Below are 16,429 nucleotides of genomic sequence, written 5' to 3'. Positions count from 1 at the left end.
GACCATCGGCACACGTGAGCCGGGAACCTGGCCGCTAAAAGGCGCTCCAGCCAGATGTCGGCCGCCTAAGCCTGCGTTGCCCCATGCGCCGCCATCTTCACAAGTGACATGACCTTCCCTGGAGTGCGAACCGTGGGTCAAAAAGACGAAAACAGACGCAAGGCAAAGGAACTGGGAGCACCGGAAGCCGAAGCTTTGATTGCGACCGTGCCGCATCTGGCCGGACTGCTCTCGCGCCCGGATATCCGTCAGTTACAACGCGTGATCGACGCGGCGATCTTGAACCCGGTTTACGAGGAAGCCTACCGGAAGGCGATGAACGCCGCGGTGATCGCACGCTCGGGAAACCTGGTGCTGCGCGACCGCGCGAAGGAAAGGAAAGCCAGGAGGATCCTGGACAAACGGGTACAGGCCACTCGAAGAGATGGCTTGATTCGAGTCGATCACAAACGAATGCTCTCCGCCGATGCCCTGGTTCCGCGCACCAACAATCCGGACGAAGCCGAATACCTCGCCAGGGTGGGTCGGACGCTTGGTTCCATGGGGGTGTGGCTTCATCTGGAACAGCCCTACGAAGCGCGGGGGCGCGAGCCTGCGAAATGGGATTTCTGGTTCACCCTCGGCCGAAACGGCGACATGATCGATACCGACGACGCCATCATTGACCGGGACGAACTGCTGGGCACAACCATGCTGGGGGCGGGCTATTACAGATCGGTGCTGACCGGGCATGTCCAGACCAAGATCAAACGCGAGCTTGAGCGGTTCGACAGGCAGTACGAAAGCGGCTGGTCGACACATCTGGACCTGATGCGCGATCGCCGCAGCGCCGCGATAGGTGTCACAATGGTGTCTGATCTGCTGGGCGGTGCCGACTTCCCGCCGGTTTCGATATGGAGCCGCGCGCACCAACTGCGCATGAAGGCCCAGAAGGCGAATACCGGTGGCGATGTCGTAAAGGCGCAGATCCACCTTCTGGTCGCGGCGCAAGTCGTCGAATACAACGCCCACCTGCTCGCGGATTACGTCAGCAAGACGGTTGCCGGCGCGGGGCTCGCGGTGAAGATCCTGAGGGTGGCGAAGGCCGCCGGCGAAGTGGCCGACACTGTGCTGCTGATCGTCGGGGTCGGCTCCGGAATCAAGGCATTGCGCGCCGCCGGGGGCAAGGCTCTGAGCCGTGAAGTCCGGCACGAGGCCACCGAGCAATACGTTCGCGACTATTGCCGCAAAGCGGGCATCTCGGAAGCGGAACTCGCGCTGCCTCGTTACGTCCGTCAGCCGAATGGAACAAAACTGGGCGGCGTCAGGTCTGGCCAGAGTTCCGGAATCGGGTCCGGCTCGCACTGGTGGCCATGACCGTAACCTCAACTCACGCTGCGGTGACCAGCCCCAGCTCTTCCCTGCGGGCAAAGCGTCGGTTCGCCAGGAACGCGACACAGGCAAGGCCACCGGCCAGTCCGCTCCAGACACCAACCCCGCCCCAGCCGGCGGCAAATCCGAGCCCCAGGGACAGGCTGATGCCGACCACCCAGTAACCGAACAAGGCATAAAGCAGCGGGATTGCGGTGTCGCCGAGGCCGCGCAGATTGTTGACCCCTATGATCTGGCCTCCGTCGGCAAGCTGGAAGAGCGCCGCGACAAGCAGGAAGGATACACCGTAAGCCAGCACCTCCGCCGATTGCGGATCGCTCGCGTCAAGATAAAGACCGACGAGAAACTCCGGCATGGTCCAGAACAGCACCCCGAAGGAGCCCATGCAGACCACCGTCACGCCGAGAGCCGTCCAGCCGGCACGGCCGACGGCTTCATGGTCGCCGCGCCCGGCCGCGAGACTGACCCGCGTCATCGCCGCCACCGACAATCCCACGGGAACCATGAAGGTAATGGAGGCGATCTGCAGAGCGATGCCGTGCCCAGCGAGCGGCAGGGTCCCGAGCCAGCCGATCATCACGGACGACGCGGTGAACAGGGCCCCTTCCGCGGTAAGGGTCAACGCGATCGGAACTCCCAGACGCAGGATTTGAAAGAACACCGGCCAGTCGGACCGCCAGATCCGGCCAACGATATAGTAGCGCTTGAGCTTCGGATGCCAGACGGCATAGGCAAGCAGAAACAGGAAGGTGGTCGAGGCACTGAAGACGGAGGCAATGCCCGCCCCCACCAGCTCCAGGCGTGGAAACCCGAACTCCCCGAAAATGAGCAGATAGTCCAGAACGGCATTCACCACCGCGCCGGCGATTGTTGCCCAAAGAACCACCTGGGTTCGCTCCATCACCGTGAGAAACCCGCGCACGGCCATGATCAGAAGTGCCGGCAGCATGGCCCATTGCAGAACGTGCATGTAGTGACCGGCAAGCGCGGCCAGCCGGGGCTCCTGCCCGACGGCCAGCAGAATCGTTTCTATGAAGTACAGAACGCCCCAGACCGGCACGCAAAAGAGAACGGAGACCCAGAACCCCATTCGGACCGCCCGGCGCAGGTCGCGTGCCTTGCGCTGTCCCCGGGCGCGCGCCGCCAGAGGGATCACCGCCTGAATGATCCCCATGCCGAAGAACCAGAGCAGCATGTAGAAGTTGAAGGCCAGAACCGACGCCGCCAGTTCCTCCGCCCCGAGGCGGCCGATCATGAGGACATCGGTCGTATTGATCGCCATTTGCGCGATCTGCGCACCGGCCAGCGGCAGGCCAAGCGCCAGCGTCGGCAGGATATCGCTCCGCCACAAGGACGTTCCCGATTGCGAATCGGGGGTGTTTGACGCGGTCTGCGTCATTCTTTCTCCAAATTTTGGGCGGCCAGCCTGCCCGGTCGGGCTCGTCGGGACTACGGCAGATGGCCTTCACCACTAATAGCCAAACCGGTATCTGTCCAGCGCAACGGTTCACCGGGCAAGCGCCTGCTGCGCGGGGAACCTCTTGCGGCGGAACGGGTCGCGCGCCTTTATTTTCGTTTGGCTGTGGACATGCGCCGCCCGCTCTGGTATTCAACCGCCCAAAGTGAGCGACGCGTCAGCGGCGATCAGGTTTCTGTACACATCTGGACACTTGAACTCACGGGTGAATGCCTCGTGCATTCCTTGCGTGTTTCGAGGTGGTGACGGGACCGGCTGGCCAAACCTCGCTTCAATCATTGTCCAATACTGGCAATATCCAATTCTGCCGCGGATTGGCCGCGGCGCATCAAGAACGGGAAAAAACGCGTGCAGGTTTTGGTTCGCGACAACAATGTCGATCAGGCGCTGAAAGCGCTTAAGAAAAAGATGCAGCGCGAAGGCATCTTCCGTGAAATGAAGCTTCGCGGACACTTTGAAAAGCCGTCCGAAAAGAAGGCGCGTGAAAAGGCTGAAGCCATTCGCCGCGCGCGCAAGCTGGCTCGCAAGCGGGCTCAGCGCGAAGGTCTCGTTCCGGGCAAATCCGCTCGCCGCTAAGCGCGGCTTGAGTTGAGCCCGGCCGCACGGCCAGCCATTCCTAAGCAGTTTTGCCGTAAGGCCGGCCGATGTCACGGTCGGCTTTTTGGCGTTTTGCGAAGTTGGCTTTGGACATGCTTCCGGGATCGGAACCGAGCCATATTCCCGCCCCATTGGAGGCAGATGAACGGCATGTCCAATCGCCTGATCAAGAAAGACATCAAGGGCCGCATGCGCAAGTACCTGCCACACGCCTTCCTGCTCGGACTTGCATCGCTTCTGGGCGCCTGCAACACCTCCGGCGTTTACGATGGGGTTCCGGTCAATTCATCGGCCGGGTCGTCCACCAACATCGCCTCTTTGACCGCGGTGATCGAAGCCAATCCGTCAGACGCCCATGCCTACAGCACGCGCGGCATCGCCTACGGTCAGGCCGGCAAGCTCGATCAGGCGGTCGAGGACTTCGACAGGGCGCTTCAGCTCAACCCGCAATCCTATCAGACCTATGCCAACCGGGCCCTGGTCTACCGGCGTCAGGGTCAGGACCAGCTGGCGATTGCCGATTATACCCGCGCGATCAACATCAAGCCGGATTACGATGTCGCCTATGTGGGCCGGGGCAACATTTATCGTCAGCAAGGCAATTTCAGCGCCGCCCTGGCGGACTTCAACTCGGTCATCACCCGCGACAGCAGCGACGCCCGCGCGTTCTACAATCGGGGCCTGATCTATCAGGCCCAGAATCAGGACAACCGCGCCATCGAGGATTTTGCGACCGCAATCGGCCTCAACCCCAAGGCCGCGGCGCCTTATATCGCCCGCGGCATTTCCTACCTGGCGATCAACGACCCGAACGCGGCATTCGCCGACCTGTCCATGGCGGTCAACCTCGACCGGGATTCCGCCGTTGCCTGGGCGAACCGGGGCCTCGCCCTGGAAATGCTCGGCAAGCCGAAAGATGCGCACCGCAACTTCACCCGCGCGATCACCCTCGACAACTCGAACAAGATCGCCCGTGAGGGTCTCGGCCGGGTCGGCCGGGGTTAGGACCTGCCGAGCGGAGCAAGGCACGCGTGACAAAGGTCAACGCCTTGCCGTCGCCGGTCACCTATAATCCGCCTGTTCCACAGAAAAGACAGGCGCGTCATGACCTCGATACTTATCCTGGACGGTCACCCGGACCCGGTGGACAGGCATCTCTGCCACGCCCTCGCCCTGGCCTGTGAGGAGGGCGCGAAAGCAGCCGGGCATCGGACCACCCTGATCCGCATTGCCGATCTCGAGTTTCCCGTGCTGCGCAAGCCCTCCGAATTTGAACACGAGCCGACGCCCGCCGTTCTCCAGCCCGCCCGCGACGCGCTGCTCTCGGCGGATCATCTCGTTCTGATCTACCCGCTCTGGCTCGGCACGCTGCCGGCCTACACCAAAGCCTTCCTGGAGCAGGTCCTCCACTATGACACCGCCTTCGAAAGGTCGGAACAGGACAGATGGCCTAAGGGAAAGATGCGCGGCAAATCGGCCCGCGTGGTCGTCACCACGGGCATGCCGGCCTTCGCCTACACTTTCTGGTACCGGGCGCACAGCCTGAAGAACCTGAAGCGCAACATACTTGGCTTTATCGGCTTCAAGCCGGTCAGATCCACGGTCTTTGGCATGGTGGAAAACACCAGCGAAGCAAAGGTCGGCAAATGGCTTGACAAGATGCGTGCCCTGGGCGGTTCCGCGACCTGATTGCAGCCGGCATCCACCGAACAGGTTCCTGCCCGTTTCGACCCGGTCGGGCAACTGTGTTAGCCTTTGCTCGATTCGCTACTTCACTCGTTCGCGCCCACGCGCTGAAGGCACCCTTCCCAGATGACAGCCAATCCGATTTTCGTCACCTCGGCGGCGCCCCGCTCCGGTACCATGCTTTTGCAAAGGCTGATCAGCAGTTCCCAGAACGGTATCTGCTACGGCGAAAACACCGGCGAACGGCTCCGCCAGATCTGCGAGTTCGCGCACCAGGAAATGGTCGCCATTCAGGAGCACGAACCAAGGCATGAGGCCGAATGGGCGAATGTCTTCGAAGGAAACTATGATTTCTGGATGGTTTCCCTTGATCTGCCAGGAGAGTTTGGCAAACACGCCCTGGTCGGCGCGGTTACATTCTACCGGCAGCATTTCGACGAGGCGACACGGCAAATCGACAAGGAAGTCTGGGCCACGACGGTTCCCAGCCTCAATTTTTCGCAAATCGTGAAAATCGCGGACCTGATCTCGGATCTGAAGTGCATCTACATGTACCGGAACGTCTACGATGTCATCAGGTCGCAAAAAGCCGAGAACTGGATCGTCAACGAGGAAAGACTGGTCAAGGCCTGCAATCGATGGGTCCAGAACACCGACGTAATCGCCGCCCTGATGAAGAAAGACTTCCAGAACCTGCCGTCCATGCTGCACGTCGTACGGTATGAGGATCTGATCGAAAACCGCGATGCAACCATCGCAGGGATCGAAGCCTTCGGCGGTTTACGCGGCATCAAACCCGAGGTCGCTGACACCCCGGTCGATATCCGGGAGCCGGCCTCCGACCCCGGTACGACGCCGGAACGCGCCGACCGGGAAACGGCGGAACTGACCCCGGAAGAAACCGGAATCATCCGCGCCATCTGCGGAAACCGCATGCAGGATCTCTACCCCGGCCATGATCCCGAGCGGCGGTGACCGTCCCTTCGAGGTGCCTCGTTAAAAGGGCACCGCCGAGCGGAAACTCACCCGCTCGCCATTCGCCGGATGGTGGAGTTCCAGGCATTCGGCGTGCAGGGCCAGCCGGGACGATGCGGCAAGCGCATCCCCTTGCGCATAGAAACGGTCTCCCGCGATCGGATGACCGAGCGCGAGCATGTGCACCCGGAGCTGGTGCGACCGGCCGGTATGCGGAAAGAGCCGCACCCTGGTCGTGACCTCAAAGCGTTCCAGCACCTGAAACCGGGTGAGTGCCGGTTTGCCGTGTTCGAAACTGACCATCTGTTTCGGCCGATTTGGCCAGTCGCAAATGAGCGGCAGGTCGATCTCGCCCTCATTCTCCGCGACATGTCCCCAGACATCGGCCAGATAGGTCTTCGCCGTCTTGCGCCGTTCGAATTGCAGGCCGAGATGGCGGTGGGCGGCCGGGTTCATCGCCAGAACCATGACGCCAGAGGTATCCATGTCCAGACGGTGCACGATCCGTGCCTGCGGATAGGCGTCCCGCGCCCTCAGTTCCAGGCAGTCGGCATGCTCCACCCGCTTGCCGGGCACGCTCAAAAGACCGCTCGGCTTGTCGACAACCAGCAGGTCTTCGTCGGCGTGGAGCACAGCGAGATAGGGATCCGCCGGCGGTCTGTAGTCGAAAGTGGAAGGAACGCTCTGGGTCATCGTCTTAAAACAAAAGGCGCGGTAAACCCGCGCCTCTTTTACAAAACGCCTTCAGGCGCGAAGTTCCTCCGTCGGTCCTCAGACCGTGAGAATGGCGAGAATGCCAGTCAGCACGAACACCGCTGCCGGAGCCATCCAGCCCGATGCGCCGAGCGCTACGCCAATGACGGAAGCAACGATCGTCGCGATCAGCATCAGCCAGCCGAACACCGTGGCGACCGTACCGCCAAACGCGAACAGGATCAGGCAGAGAACGATGTTCAGAACGGCGATGGTTCCGACCTTGGAAAAGGTGATGAACCCCTCGTAGGTCTGTTCGTGAGCCTCGTAATCCATAGCCGGCGCGGTATCGTCAGACATGAAAGTCCCCCCAGGAAAAAATCGATTGGCAGTCTTCATACAACAAAGTTTTCCTGTTCGGCAATGTTGCGATTGGCCAATTCGGGCGGGGATCGCCGATTACGTCCCTTTCAAGCAGGTTTCAACCGGCCTCTCACGCCGCGTGCGGCGCATCGGCGAGGCCCGCCGCCTTCAGTGCCGCGCTCTGACGCCGGCTTACCTGTTCGGCGTCGAAGCCGTCGATCTGTTCATTGAAGAGCCGGAAGAAGTTGAGTTCGGCCTTCAGATGCAGGAAGACGCCGCCGAGCCCGATGGCAGCCCGGTCCATGAAAACGAACTCCTGCGGCACGGTGACCGGGCCGAGTTCCTTCAGGGCGGAATGTACCCGGAAGGCTTCCTTCCGTCCGTATTCGGCCGCCGACACGCCGTCGGCGATCGAACGGACCCGGTCGCTCAGAAGCGGCCCGTAGATGAAACGCGCCCAGATATTCAGGACCTCGATGACCTCCTTCTTGAGGTTCGAGAAGCCCCAGCGTTCGTAGGCTGAAACGATCCGGTCGTTGTCCTCCTCCAGGAGCCCCCGGTAGAGCTCAACGACGCCATGGACGAAGCTTTCCGGAAAGATCCGGATACAGCCGTAGTCGAGCAGGTTCATCCCCGCCGGGGCGCCGTCCTGCTCGAACACGGTGTAGTTGCCGAGGTGCGGGTCACCGTGAATCACTCCAAAGTGGCTGAACGGATGCCACCAGGCATGAAACATGGTCCTGGCCAGAAGATTGCGTTCCTCCTGGGAGTGTTCCTTGTAGTCGAGAAGCGGCTTTCCCGTTAGCCAGCCCATGGTCAGCAGCCGTCCGGTCGATAATTCCTCCACCACGCTGGGCACCCGGACTTCCTCGCTGTCGGACAGAATCTCCCGATACATGGCGATATGGGCGGCCTCGCGGACATAGTCGAGTTCCTCGCGGACCCGGGCGCTGATTTCCTTGGCGATTTCCCGCGTATCGATGGCCGGGCTCATGCGCCGGTGCAGCGAGAACAGCATCTGGAGCTGTTTCAGATCCGCTTCCACCGCTGATGCCATGTCCGGATATTGCAGCTTGCAGGCCAGGACCCGGCCGTCATGGGCGGTCGCCCGGTGCACCTGTCCGAGAGAGGCCGCCGCCGCCGGCTCCCGCCCGAATTCGGCGAACCGGCCCTGCCAGTCAGGCCCGAGCTCGGCTCGCATCCGCCGTTTGACAAAAGCCCAGCCCATCGGCGGCGCGCTCGCCTGCAATTGGGCCAGTTCGGTCGTGTACTCCGGCGGCAGGGCGTCGGGAATGGTCGACAGCAGCTGAGCCACCTTCATCAGGGGCCCCTTGAGCCCGCCGAGGGCAGCGGCAAGCTCGGCCGCGTTCTTGGCGTTGTCGAGTTCCCTGCCAAACAGCTTGGCCCCAGCCACCTTGGCGGCAAGCCCGCCCATATTGGTGCCGACCTTGGCATAACGGCCCATACGGGCCGATAACCTATTGCTTTCGCGGTCCCTGCTCTCGGGCATGTCGGAACGGTGCTCCCACTTTTGTCAGACGGTGTTTCACCGCACTAAATATGAGCTTCAAGGGCAATATCCAGATGGAACGGAACATCGCCTTCGGAGCACTCTGGAAACTCAGTCGATGATGGTCTCGAGCGAACGCGCCAGATCGTCGCGCATTTGCGCAATACCCTTGTAGGCGAGCTGGTCTTCATCGAGAGCCAGAAGCTGTTCTCTGAGGCCGGAGGCAAGTCGCGCCCGGTCCTCGTGTTTTGCGAGCGGAGCCAGCGGATCGTGATGCACCTTGATGGTGAACAGAAGATCTCCCGAGCCCGGCAACCGCTGCAAAGTCTGCCGCTCGACGCGCATGAAAAGCCGGGCCAACAGACCCGCGTGAATCTCCGCCCGGATACGCTTGGGTTTGGGGTGATGCAGACCGGGATCGGCGTAAAGCGACCAGTTATACCGGCAGACGAGCTGGCCCGGTTTCAGGTTTTCAAACAACCGCGCGACCATGTTTCCCATGCGCGCGCCGTTGAAGCCCGGCACGTTGTCGTGAATACCGGTCATCGACCGGCCGAATTTCTCCGTCAGCGACCAGGAAGACGGAAAACACAGAGACGCGGCGACCAGGCGATAGCCGTCCGGGCCCGCCCGCATGAGAACGAGGTCTTCCTGAACCAGCATCGAGGCCGTCAGAAGCGCTGGTTCCCCCTGTAGGGGAATTTTCAGACCGGCTTCGGGTATTTCGACACTGTCTGGACCGATCCGGTACCTGTCGCCGTGATAGCGGTCGAGATTATCCAGAATGAGGCTCAAGACCTCCGCCTGCGCGTCTTCCGTTCCCGGCTCGGCTCCGAAAACCGCATCCCGCTTCTGCGAAAGAAGGTCCTGCTTTTCGTGCAGATACGGATCCAGGAACCGGTCCGGCTCCAGCAAGACGTCCTCGCCGATCGGCTTCAGCCCGACCGAGAAAGGCTGGCTGGAACCGTCATAGGGCGTATGCAGAAAGGGGGGAGCCGTTTTTACGTCCATGCAGCTTTAACTCCCCTTCCCTTCAGGCGTCGTCGAGCTCTTCAAGCTCATCGATGATGCGCTCGATAACCGAAAGACCTTTCTTCCAGAAATCCGGATCGGCCGCACTGAGACCAAACGGCGCAAGCAGGTCCGAATGGTGCTTCGTGCCGCCCGCCTTCAGGAGGTCGAAATATTTCTCCTGGAAGCCGGCCTCCGCATCCTCGTAAACCGCGTAAAGCGAGTTCACCAGGCAGTCGCCGAAGGCATAGGCATAGACGTAGAACGGTGAATGGATGAAATGGGGGATGTAGGTCCAGAAAGTCTCGTAGCCCTCATTCAGCTTGATGGCCGGCCCCAGGCTTTCTCCCTGCACGGAGAGCCAGAGCTCGCCGATCTTGTCCGATGTCAGCTCTCCGTTGCGCCGTTCGGTATGGACCTTGCGCTCGAAGGTGTAGAACGCGATCTGACGCACCACCGTGTTGATCATGTCCTCGGCCTTGGAGGCGAGCATGATTTTTCTTGTGCGCGGGCTCTCCGCCTTGGCCAGCAGCGACTTGAATGTCAGCATTTCGCCGAAGACGCTCGCGGTTTCGGCAAGCGTGAGCGGGGTCGGCGCCATCAGCGGTCCGTTCGGCCCGGCAAGCACCTGATGCACCCCGTGACCCAGCTCATGGGCCAGCGTCATCACATCGCGAACCTTGCCCTGATAGTTGACAAGCACATAGGGGTGGACGCTCGGCACCGTCGGGTGGGCGAACGCGCCCGGAGCCTTGCCGGACCTCGCCGGCGCATCGATCCAGCGCCTTTCGAAAAAGCGCGCCGCAATGCCGGCCATATCGGGCGAAAAGGCGTTGTAGGCGGACAGGACCGTCTCCCTGGCCTCCGCCCAGGGGATCACGCGCGTGTCGGCATCCGGCAGCGGCGCGTTGCGGTCCCAGGTGTTGAGCTGCTCCATGCCGAGCCATTTGGCCTTCAGCTTGTAGTAGCGGTGCGACAGACGCGGATAGGCGTCACGCACGGCGGCGACAAGCGCGTCGACCACCTCCCGCTCCACCCGGTTGGCGAGGTGCCGGCTGTCGGCGACATCGGAAAAGTTCCGCCACCGGTCGGAGATTTCCTTGTCCTTGGCCAGCGTGTTGGTGACCAGCGTGAAGACCCGCAAATTGTCCTTGAAGGTTTTTGTGAGCGCTTCCGACGCCAGGCGGCGGGTTTCCGGCTTCGGATCCACAAGCAGGTTGAGCGTCGGTTCAATACCCAGCTCCTCGCCTGCGACATCGAATGTCAAGGACGCCATCGTCTCGTCGAAAAGACGGTTCCAGGCCCCGCCGCCCGTGACCGACTTTTCGTGAAAGAGCTGCTCGACCCGGTCCTCCAGCTGATAGGGCTTGCCCTTGCGCAGGTCCTCGATCCAGGGACGGTAGTACGCCAGGCCGGTGTCGGCGAGCGCCTTTTCCATCACCGCGTCGTCGATCTTGTTCATCTCCAGGGTGAAGAACAGCAGATGTGAGCTAGCGGTGGTGATCTGTTCCTGGACGTCGCCGTAGAATTTTTGCGTCGCGGGATCGATCGTGTTGCCGGCATAGGCGAGCCCGGCGAACGAAATCAGCCGGCCCATCAGGTCTTCCAGATCCTCATAGGCGCGGATCGCGGTAACCAGAGCAGGAACATTGTCCTTCGCGAGATCCTCCAGGCGTCCCTTGTAGGATGTCTCGAAGGTCTTGCTCCGATCCAGGATTTCTTTCAGATCCGCACCAACCTCGGGTGCATCCATCGCCGGGTAAAGATCGCTCAGATCCCATTCGGGCAGGTCTCCGAGATCTGCTGAAGCTGAAGACTGGGGCGCAAAAACGGGACGCGTCGTCGGCATTCTCTTCTCCAGTGGACTGATGTCTCGCGTGAGGGCGTCAGAAACTCATACATCGTTACTAGTCGTCCCGGCCCCTTCCCGGCAATCGAAATCACATAAATTTTTCGCCTCGTCCTGGACGATTTATTTACCCAATCGCGACCAGAATGGTCCGAAACGAGACAGATCGGGACGGACAAGGCCTCTCATGCAAGCACTCAGCGGCAAAATTCTCATCGTTGATGACGATCCGATTCAGCGCAGGCTGCTTCAGGAAGCGGTCAAGAAATTCGGCTACCGGTCCAAGACAGCGGAAAACGGTGTCGAAGCCGTGCGCATCATGAGCGGGCCGGAAGCAGGCGACATCGATCTGATCATCCTGGACATGGTGATGCCGGAGCTGGACGGTCTCGGCGTTCTCAAAAGGTTGCGCGAAGACAAGAACGCGACGCCGGTGATCGTGCAGACCGCTCATGGCGGCATCGACACGGTCGTCAGCGTCATGAATGCCGGCGCCCAGGACTTCGTGGTCAAGCCGGTCGCACCCGAACGGCTCAATGTCTCGATCCGCAATCTCTTGAAGACCTCGGCCCTTGAAGAGGAAATCACCCGGTTCCGCAAACAGGCGTCGGGAACGCTGACATTCGCCGACATCATCACCAACTCCCCGGCGATGGAACGGGTGATCAGTCTGGGCAAACGGGCGGCCGCGTCCAACATTCCGATCCTGATCGAAGGAGAAAGCGGTGTCGGCAAGGAAATGATCGCCAGCGCCATTCAGGGGTCGAGCGACCGCAAGTCCAGACCGCTCGTGACCGTGAATTGCGGCGCAATCCCGGAAAACCTTGTCGAATCCATTCTGTTTGGTCACGAGAAAGGCGCCTTCACCGGCGCCGTCGACAAGCATGTGGGCAAGTTCCAGGAAGCCAGTGGCGGAACGCTCTTTCTCGATGAGGTCGGCGAATTGCCGCAGGATGTGCAGGTCAAGCTTCTGCGCGCCATTCAGGAAAACGAAATCGATCCGATCGGCGCCCGCCGTCCCGTCAAAGTCGATTTCCGTTTGATTTCCGCGACCAACAGGCGACTGATCGACCAGGTGAAGGAAGGCGTCTTCCGGGAGGATCTCTTCTACCGGCTGAACGTGTTTCCGATCTGGATCCCGCCCTTGCGCGACCGGCGGGAGGATATTCCTGCGCTGACCCGCCACTTCCTGGCCCGTTTCGCGGCCGAGGAGGGCAAGCCGCAGGTCGCCGGCGTCACCCCCGACACCGTCGCCATGCTTCAGGACTACAACTGGCCGGGAAACATCCGGCAACTGGAAAACGCCGTTTTCCGTGCCGTCGTTTTGTGCGACGGCGCACAGTTGACGCAAGACGACTTCCCGCAAATCCAGGCCGCGACCGAACAACTGACGGTTTCCGACCCGAGGCCCGCAGTCCCTTCCGGTGTCGGGGAAGCGCCCGCCCCCGCGCCTTTTCAGCATGCTCCGCACCGGTCCGCGGCGCCACAGGCCCCGGCCGTCTCCTCTCCACCCGCGCAAACCGGTTTCGAACAGTCAGCGCCGTTCGGCTTCATGCGCAACCTCGATCGGGAAGGACATGTCCGAAAGCTTGCGGACATTGAAGAAGAACTGATCCGTGCCGCCATCGCCCACTACTCGGGGCGCATGACCGAAGTCGCCAAACGGCTCGGCATCGGCCGCTCGACCCTTTACCGCAAGCTGAAGGAATACGGCCTCGAGGAAGACGGCAAGGACGCCGCCGCCTGAATTGACACAGTTCAAGGACAGCCGGAGCGGACGGGCTTAGAATCCACCGCGAGTAGCGTCGGTTCAGGACCTACGGCTTTTCAGCGGGGTGTACTGTCCGAATAAGCTCGTGAAAGGGAATTGGACGATTTTTTGACGCATTCTCCCTTTATCCAGCGGCACGGAGGCGGTTCGGAGTGTTCACACTTGCAACGTTGCAGTTGGGCAACGATTATCGGGCAAGTGAAATTAGGGTAAAAACTTCTTAACCTGCAGCGATTAAGAATGGCGCTCCTGCTGGGGAGCACGGGATGGGTGAGAACCCTCGGATACGGCGAGATAGAGATTGCGTAATCGGTTAGTTGGTTTCAGCGCCGTCGGCTGGTTGAAGCGTGCCGCGAAAGCGGTGGGCGCGCTTGCGATTTTGTCTGCCTGCCTGACATCCGCCCAGGCCGAAACCCGCACGCTCAAGCTTTACAATACGCACACCAAAGAGCGCGTATCGGTCACCTTCAAGAAGAACGGCCGTTACTTGCCCCAGGGGCTCCGGGAAGCCAACCGCTTCCTGAGGGACTGGCGGCGGAACGAAATCATCAAAATGGATCCGGAACTTCTCGACCTTGTCTGGGAAGTCTACCAGAAGGTCGGAGCCAGAGATCATATCCACGTCGTGTCCAGCTACCGGTCGCCGGCAACCAACAACATGCTGCGCAAGCGCTCCTCCGGAGTTGCAAAGAACAGCCAGCATACGCTCGGCAAAGCGATGGACTTCTACATTCCGGGCGTAAACCTCGCCAAGCTGCGCGCCACGGGCCTGAAAAAGCAGATCGGCGGCGTGGGATACTACCCGCGGTCGGGCTCGCCTTTCGTCCACATGGACACCGGCCGCGTGCGGCACTGGCCGCGCATGAGCCGCTCGCAGCTGGCCAAGGTCTTTCCCGACGGAAAAACCCTGCATATTCCCTCGGACGGCAAACCGCTCAGCGGCTATAAAATCGCGCTCGCGCAGGCGAAGGCCGGAAAACTCGGCAAGAGTTCGTCCCGCCCGACACTTGTCGCCTCCAACGACCGGTCGCCAAGCACACGCAACCAGAGCCTGACCAATCCGTCGAAGACGACAACTGCCAGCGCCCAGGAGCGTCCGTCGTCCGGCGGCAACCTGTTTGCGAGCCTGTTCGGCGGCGGCAGGGACAAGCCGGCCGGCGACAAGGCTCCTCCCGGCGCCATCGGTGCCGGCGCCCAGGCAAGCCCTGCGGCGGACACGGTCTCTCCCGTCATCGAAAACCCGCCTGTTCCAGCCCGCAAGTTCGTCGAGCCTGCGCCGCAGGAGACCCCGGCCCCCGAAGCCGCACCGATTGTTGTGGCCAGTGCGGCCCCCTCCTCCAAACCCCAGGCCGCCGCAGCGGCGCCGTCGGTTTCAGAGGCGCCGCCCGCCCCCAACACCCTGGACGCCCAGCGTGCGGCACTGGAAGCCGGCCAGCCGGCTCTGACGGATGCGACCCTCGACTCCCGGTTTCAGGTCGCCCGCGCGCCTTCGCACAAACCCGACCAGCGCCTGAGCGAAGCCGCTCAGGACGCGGCGCAGGCCCTTGGGCAGACCGGCTCCATTCCGGTCCCCGCTAGCGCGCCGGCTGAAGATCCGGTGGCGGCAATTGCTGCGGCGACGGCTTCCGCCACGCCTTCGCCAACCCCCGCCCCGCGCCCCGCCGCGACACTTGCCTACGCATCCGCGACCGCAACGCCTCCGGTTCCGGCGCTGAGCCGCTCGCTGCGCGCACCGGCAGCAGAACCGCAACCCGCCGGCCGGCAAGGCCAGCTGACGCGAGACGAACAGGCGAAACCCACCGTCTCGGGTCGCATTCCCAAGGATCGGATCGTCGACCCTCTCGCGGGTTTCGCGAGCCTGCCCGACAAATCCGCGCCGGCACTCCTGTCGGGCTCCAGAACGACCCGCCATCAGTCCTTTGCCTGGTTGAGCCATCCCAATCAGCGTGAACTGAAAAACGTTATGAAACCGGGTAACCGCTTCGTCGCGGCAAGCTTTGAAAACCGGCCTTATGGCAGCCTCAGAACCGACAGGTTCGACGGACCGGCTGTCGTCGTTCTGCCCGTGCGCTTCGCCAGATAAATCCCAATTGAAAAATACCGGAAGGCCGCAATCGCGGCTTTGCCATGAACGAAAAGAGTGGCCGAAGGGCGGCTCTCAGACGGTCATTCCGGACAAGTGCAGCGGAGCTGCGCGCAGATCCGGAAACCAGAAATCTTCTGCGCCAAAGGCGCTCAATACTCAAATTACATCAGATAGATATGAGAGAAGGTGCTCGCTGCCGCTCGCGCATGTCAGCTGGATTCCGGCTCACACAATGCCGCTTTGTGGCATGCTGACCGGAATGACGGCATGACGTGTGTCGGCGGAGTCAAGGGCGGCCGAAGGGCCGCCCTTTCCAACGCAGGCCTTGAGAAATTCAGCCTTCGGACGGGCCCGGACCAGCCATCCCTAGCGCATGCATGTAGAGGTCGAGCACCGCTTCTTCCTCTTCCCGCTCATGCGGCTGCTTCTTGCGCAGGGAAACCACCTTGCGCAGGATCTTGACGTCGTAGCCATTGCCCTTGGCCTCGGCGTAGACATCCTTGATGTCGTCCGAGATGACCTTCTTTTCTTCTTCCAGGCGTTCGATACGTTCGACAAACGCTCGCAGTTGATCGGCTGCCACTCCACCGGGATCGGACATGAATAGAGTTCTCCTTGTTCTTTGTTCTTAGAGCATCGGCGATAAGTTTGAAGTCAGCGTGCCGTGCCAGAGTCACGCTCAAGCGTCAAGCAACCCTCGCGCAAAAAGTACCGCAATCAGTGCTGGGGCCGGTTCTTTTCAAACTCGGCTTTCTGTTTGTCGGTCGCTTCGGTCTGATATTTCGTCTTCCAGTCCTCATAGGGCATGCCGTAGACGATTTCGCGGGCCTCCGACTTGTCCAGGGACAGCCCCTTTTCCTCGGCGGCGTCCTGATACCAGTTGGACAGACAATTCCGGCAAAAGCCCGCAAGGTTCATCATGTCGATGTTCTGGACATCGGTCCGGCCCCTGAGATGGTCGACCAGACGCCTGAAGACAGCCGCTTCCAATTCCAGTTTGGTTTGTTCATCCATCTCCCTGAGCTCCCTCTGACTTGATG

General features: G+C 61.4%; 15 protein-coding genes. 7 read left to right on the top strand and 8 right to left on the bottom strand.

Features of this window, described 5'->3' with window-relative positions; all coding sequences use genetic code 11:
- Nucleotides 1–132: 132 nt before the first annotated feature.
- The gene (locus tag JF539_RS18895) at nt 133–1,356 is read left to right on the top strand and encodes a hypothetical protein (RefSeq protein WP_207142269.1); all 1,224 of its coding nucleotides are present in this window, start codon (nt 133–135) and stop codon (nt 1,354–1,356) included.
- A gap of 13 nt (nt 1,357–1,369) precedes the next feature.
- On the opposite strand, the gene JF539_RS18890 is transcribed toward JF539_RS18895, so the two are convergent.
- Nucleotides 1,370–2,770 carry an MATE family efflux transporter gene (locus JF539_RS18890; RefSeq protein WP_207142268.1) on the bottom strand — a complete coding sequence of 467 codons (1,401 nt, stop codon included), beginning with the start codon at nt 2,768–2,770 and terminating at the stop codon, nt 1,370–1,372.
- A gap of 426 nt (nt 2,771–3,196) precedes the next feature.
- On the opposite strand from JF539_RS18890, the gene rpsU reads away from it, so the two are divergent.
- From rpsU to JF539_RS18870, 4 genes are all read left to right on the top strand, one after another.
- On the top strand, nt 3,197–3,424 hold the full coding sequence (gene rpsU / locus JF539_RS18885) for a 30S ribosomal protein S21 (RefSeq protein ID WP_207142267.1): 228 nt from the start codon (nt 3,197–3,199) through the stop codon (nt 3,422–3,424).
- A gap of 171 nt (nt 3,425–3,595) precedes the next feature.
- Nucleotides 3,596–4,450 carry a tetratricopeptide repeat protein gene (locus JF539_RS18880; RefSeq protein ID WP_209017420.1) on the top strand — a complete coding sequence of 285 codons (855 nt, stop codon included), beginning with the start codon at nt 3,596–3,598 and terminating at the stop codon, nt 4,448–4,450.
- 99 nt (nt 4,451–4,549) lie between these two features.
- A complete protein-coding gene (locus JF539_RS18875) occupies nt 4,550–5,134 on the top strand; it encodes an NAD(P)H-dependent oxidoreductase (protein ID WP_207142266.1) in 585 nt (194 codons plus the stop codon).
- 123 nt (nt 5,135–5,257) lie between these two features.
- Complete coding sequence (locus tag JF539_RS18870; protein ID WP_207142265.1) at nt 5,258–6,106, top strand: sulfotransferase; 849 nt, start codon at nt 5,258–5,260, stop codon at nt 6,104–6,106.
- A 21-nt stretch (nt 6,107–6,127) separates the two neighbouring features.
- Here JF539_RS18870 and JF539_RS18865 read toward each other — a convergent pair whose 3' ends face one another.
- The 5 genes from JF539_RS18865 to JF539_RS18845 form a co-directional block, all read right to left on the bottom strand.
- Complete coding sequence (locus tag JF539_RS18865; RefSeq protein WP_207142264.1) at nt 6,128–6,799, bottom strand: RluA family pseudouridine synthase; 672 nt, start codon at nt 6,797–6,799, stop codon at nt 6,128–6,130.
- Between the two features lie 78 nt (nt 6,800–6,877).
- Nucleotides 6,878–7,159: an aa3-type cytochrome c oxidase subunit IV gene (locus tag JF539_RS18860; protein WP_207142263.1), complete on the bottom strand. Its 282-nt coding sequence runs from the start codon at nt 7,157–7,159 to the stop codon at nt 6,878–6,880.
- 133 nt (nt 7,160–7,292) lie between these two features.
- Nucleotides 7,293–8,672: an ABC1 kinase family protein gene (locus tag JF539_RS18855; protein WP_207142262.1), complete on the bottom strand. Its 1,380-nt coding sequence runs from the start codon at nt 8,670–8,672 to the stop codon at nt 7,293–7,295.
- Nucleotides 8,673–8,783: 111 nt separating this feature from the next.
- A complete protein-coding gene (locus JF539_RS18850) occupies nt 8,784–9,683 on the bottom strand; it encodes a heme-dependent oxidative N-demethylase family protein (RefSeq protein ID WP_207142261.1) in 900 nt (299 codons plus the stop codon).
- A 22-nt stretch (nt 9,684–9,705) separates the two neighbouring features.
- The gene (locus tag JF539_RS18845) at nt 9,706–11,532 is read right to left on the bottom strand and encodes a M3 family oligoendopeptidase (RefSeq protein ID WP_207142260.1); all 1,827 of its coding nucleotides are present in this window, start codon (nt 11,530–11,532) and stop codon (nt 9,706–9,708) included.
- A gap of 187 nt (nt 11,533–11,719) precedes the next feature.
- Between JF539_RS18845 and JF539_RS18840 the strand changes: the two genes are divergently transcribed.
- A complete protein-coding gene (locus JF539_RS18840) occupies nt 11,720–13,279 on the top strand; it encodes a sigma-54-dependent transcriptional regulator (RefSeq protein WP_207142259.1) in 1,560 nt (519 codons plus the stop codon).
- Nucleotides 13,280–13,664: 385 nt separating this feature from the next.
- Nucleotides 13,665–15,386 (top strand): DUF882 domain-containing protein, encoded by a 1,722-nt coding sequence (locus tag JF539_RS18835; RefSeq protein WP_419247693.1) that lies wholly within the window; start codon nt 13,665–13,667, stop codon nt 15,384–15,386.
- 337 nt (nt 15,387–15,723) lie between these two features.
- On the opposite strand, the gene JF539_RS18830 is transcribed toward JF539_RS18835, so the two are convergent.
- Both JF539_RS18830 and JF539_RS18825 read right to left on the bottom strand, forming a co-directional pair.
- Entirely contained in the window at nt 15,724–15,990 is a 267-nt protein-coding gene (locus JF539_RS18830) for a DUF2312 domain-containing protein (protein ID WP_207142257.1), read from the bottom strand.
- A gap of 116 nt (nt 15,991–16,106) precedes the next feature.
- Nucleotides 16,107–16,403, bottom strand: a complete 297-nt coding sequence (locus tag JF539_RS18825; protein ID WP_207142256.1) for a DUF1244 domain-containing protein — start codon at nt 16,401–16,403, stop codon at nt 16,107–16,109.
- Nucleotides 16,404–16,429: the final 26 nt, after the last annotated feature.

This window comes from Roseibium aggregatum (assembly GCF_017309185.1).
Taxonomy (GTDB): Bacteria; Pseudomonadota; Alphaproteobacteria; order Rhizobiales; family Stappiaceae; genus Roseibium; species Roseibium aggregatum_B.
The sequence above is the reverse complement of the archived record's forward strand: the minus strand, read 5'-3'. Positions and strand labels throughout refer to the sequence as shown.

Coding starts and splice junctions, on each gene's coding strand:
- JF539_RS18890 (WP_207142268.1), bottom strand. CDS start 2,770: ATGACGCAGACCGCGTCAAACACCCCCGATTCGCAATCGGGAACGTCC.
- JF539_RS18880 (WP_209017420.1), top strand. CDS start 3,596: ATGTCCAATCGCCTGATCAAGAAAGACATCAAGGGCCGCATGCGCAAG.
- JF539_RS18875 (WP_207142266.1), top strand. CDS start 4,550: ATGACCTCGATACTTATCCTGGACGGTCACCCGGACCCGGTGGACAGG.
- JF539_RS18870 (WP_207142265.1), top strand. CDS start 5,258: ATGACAGCCAATCCGATTTTCGTCACCTCGGCGGCGCCCCGCTCCGGT.
- JF539_RS18865 (WP_207142264.1), bottom strand. CDS start 6,799: ATGACCCAGAGCGTTCCTTCCACTTTCGACTACAGACCGCCGGCGGAT.
- JF539_RS18860 (WP_207142263.1), bottom strand. CDS start 7,159: ATGTCTGACGATACCGCGCCGGCTATGGATTACGAGGCTCACGAACAG.
- JF539_RS18855 (WP_207142262.1), bottom strand. CDS start 8,672: ATGCCCGAGAGCAGGGACCGCGAAAGCAATAGGTTATCGGCCCGTATG.
- JF539_RS18850 (WP_207142261.1), bottom strand. CDS start 9,683: ATGGACGTAAAAACGGCTCCCCCCTTTCTGCATACGCCCTATGACGGT.
- JF539_RS18845 (WP_207142260.1), bottom strand. CDS start 11,532: ATGCCGACGACGCGTCCCGTTTTTGCGCCCCAGTCTTCAGCTTCAGCA.
- JF539_RS18840 (WP_207142259.1), top strand. CDS start 11,720: ATGCAAGCACTCAGCGGCAAAATTCTCATCGTTGATGACGATCCGATT.
- JF539_RS18830 (WP_207142257.1), bottom strand. CDS start 15,990: ATGTCCGATCCCGGTGGAGTGGCAGCCGATCAACTGCGAGCGTTTGTC.
- JF539_RS18825 (WP_207142256.1), bottom strand. CDS start 16,403: ATGGATGAACAAACCAAACTGGAATTGGAAGCGGCTGTCTTCAGGCGT.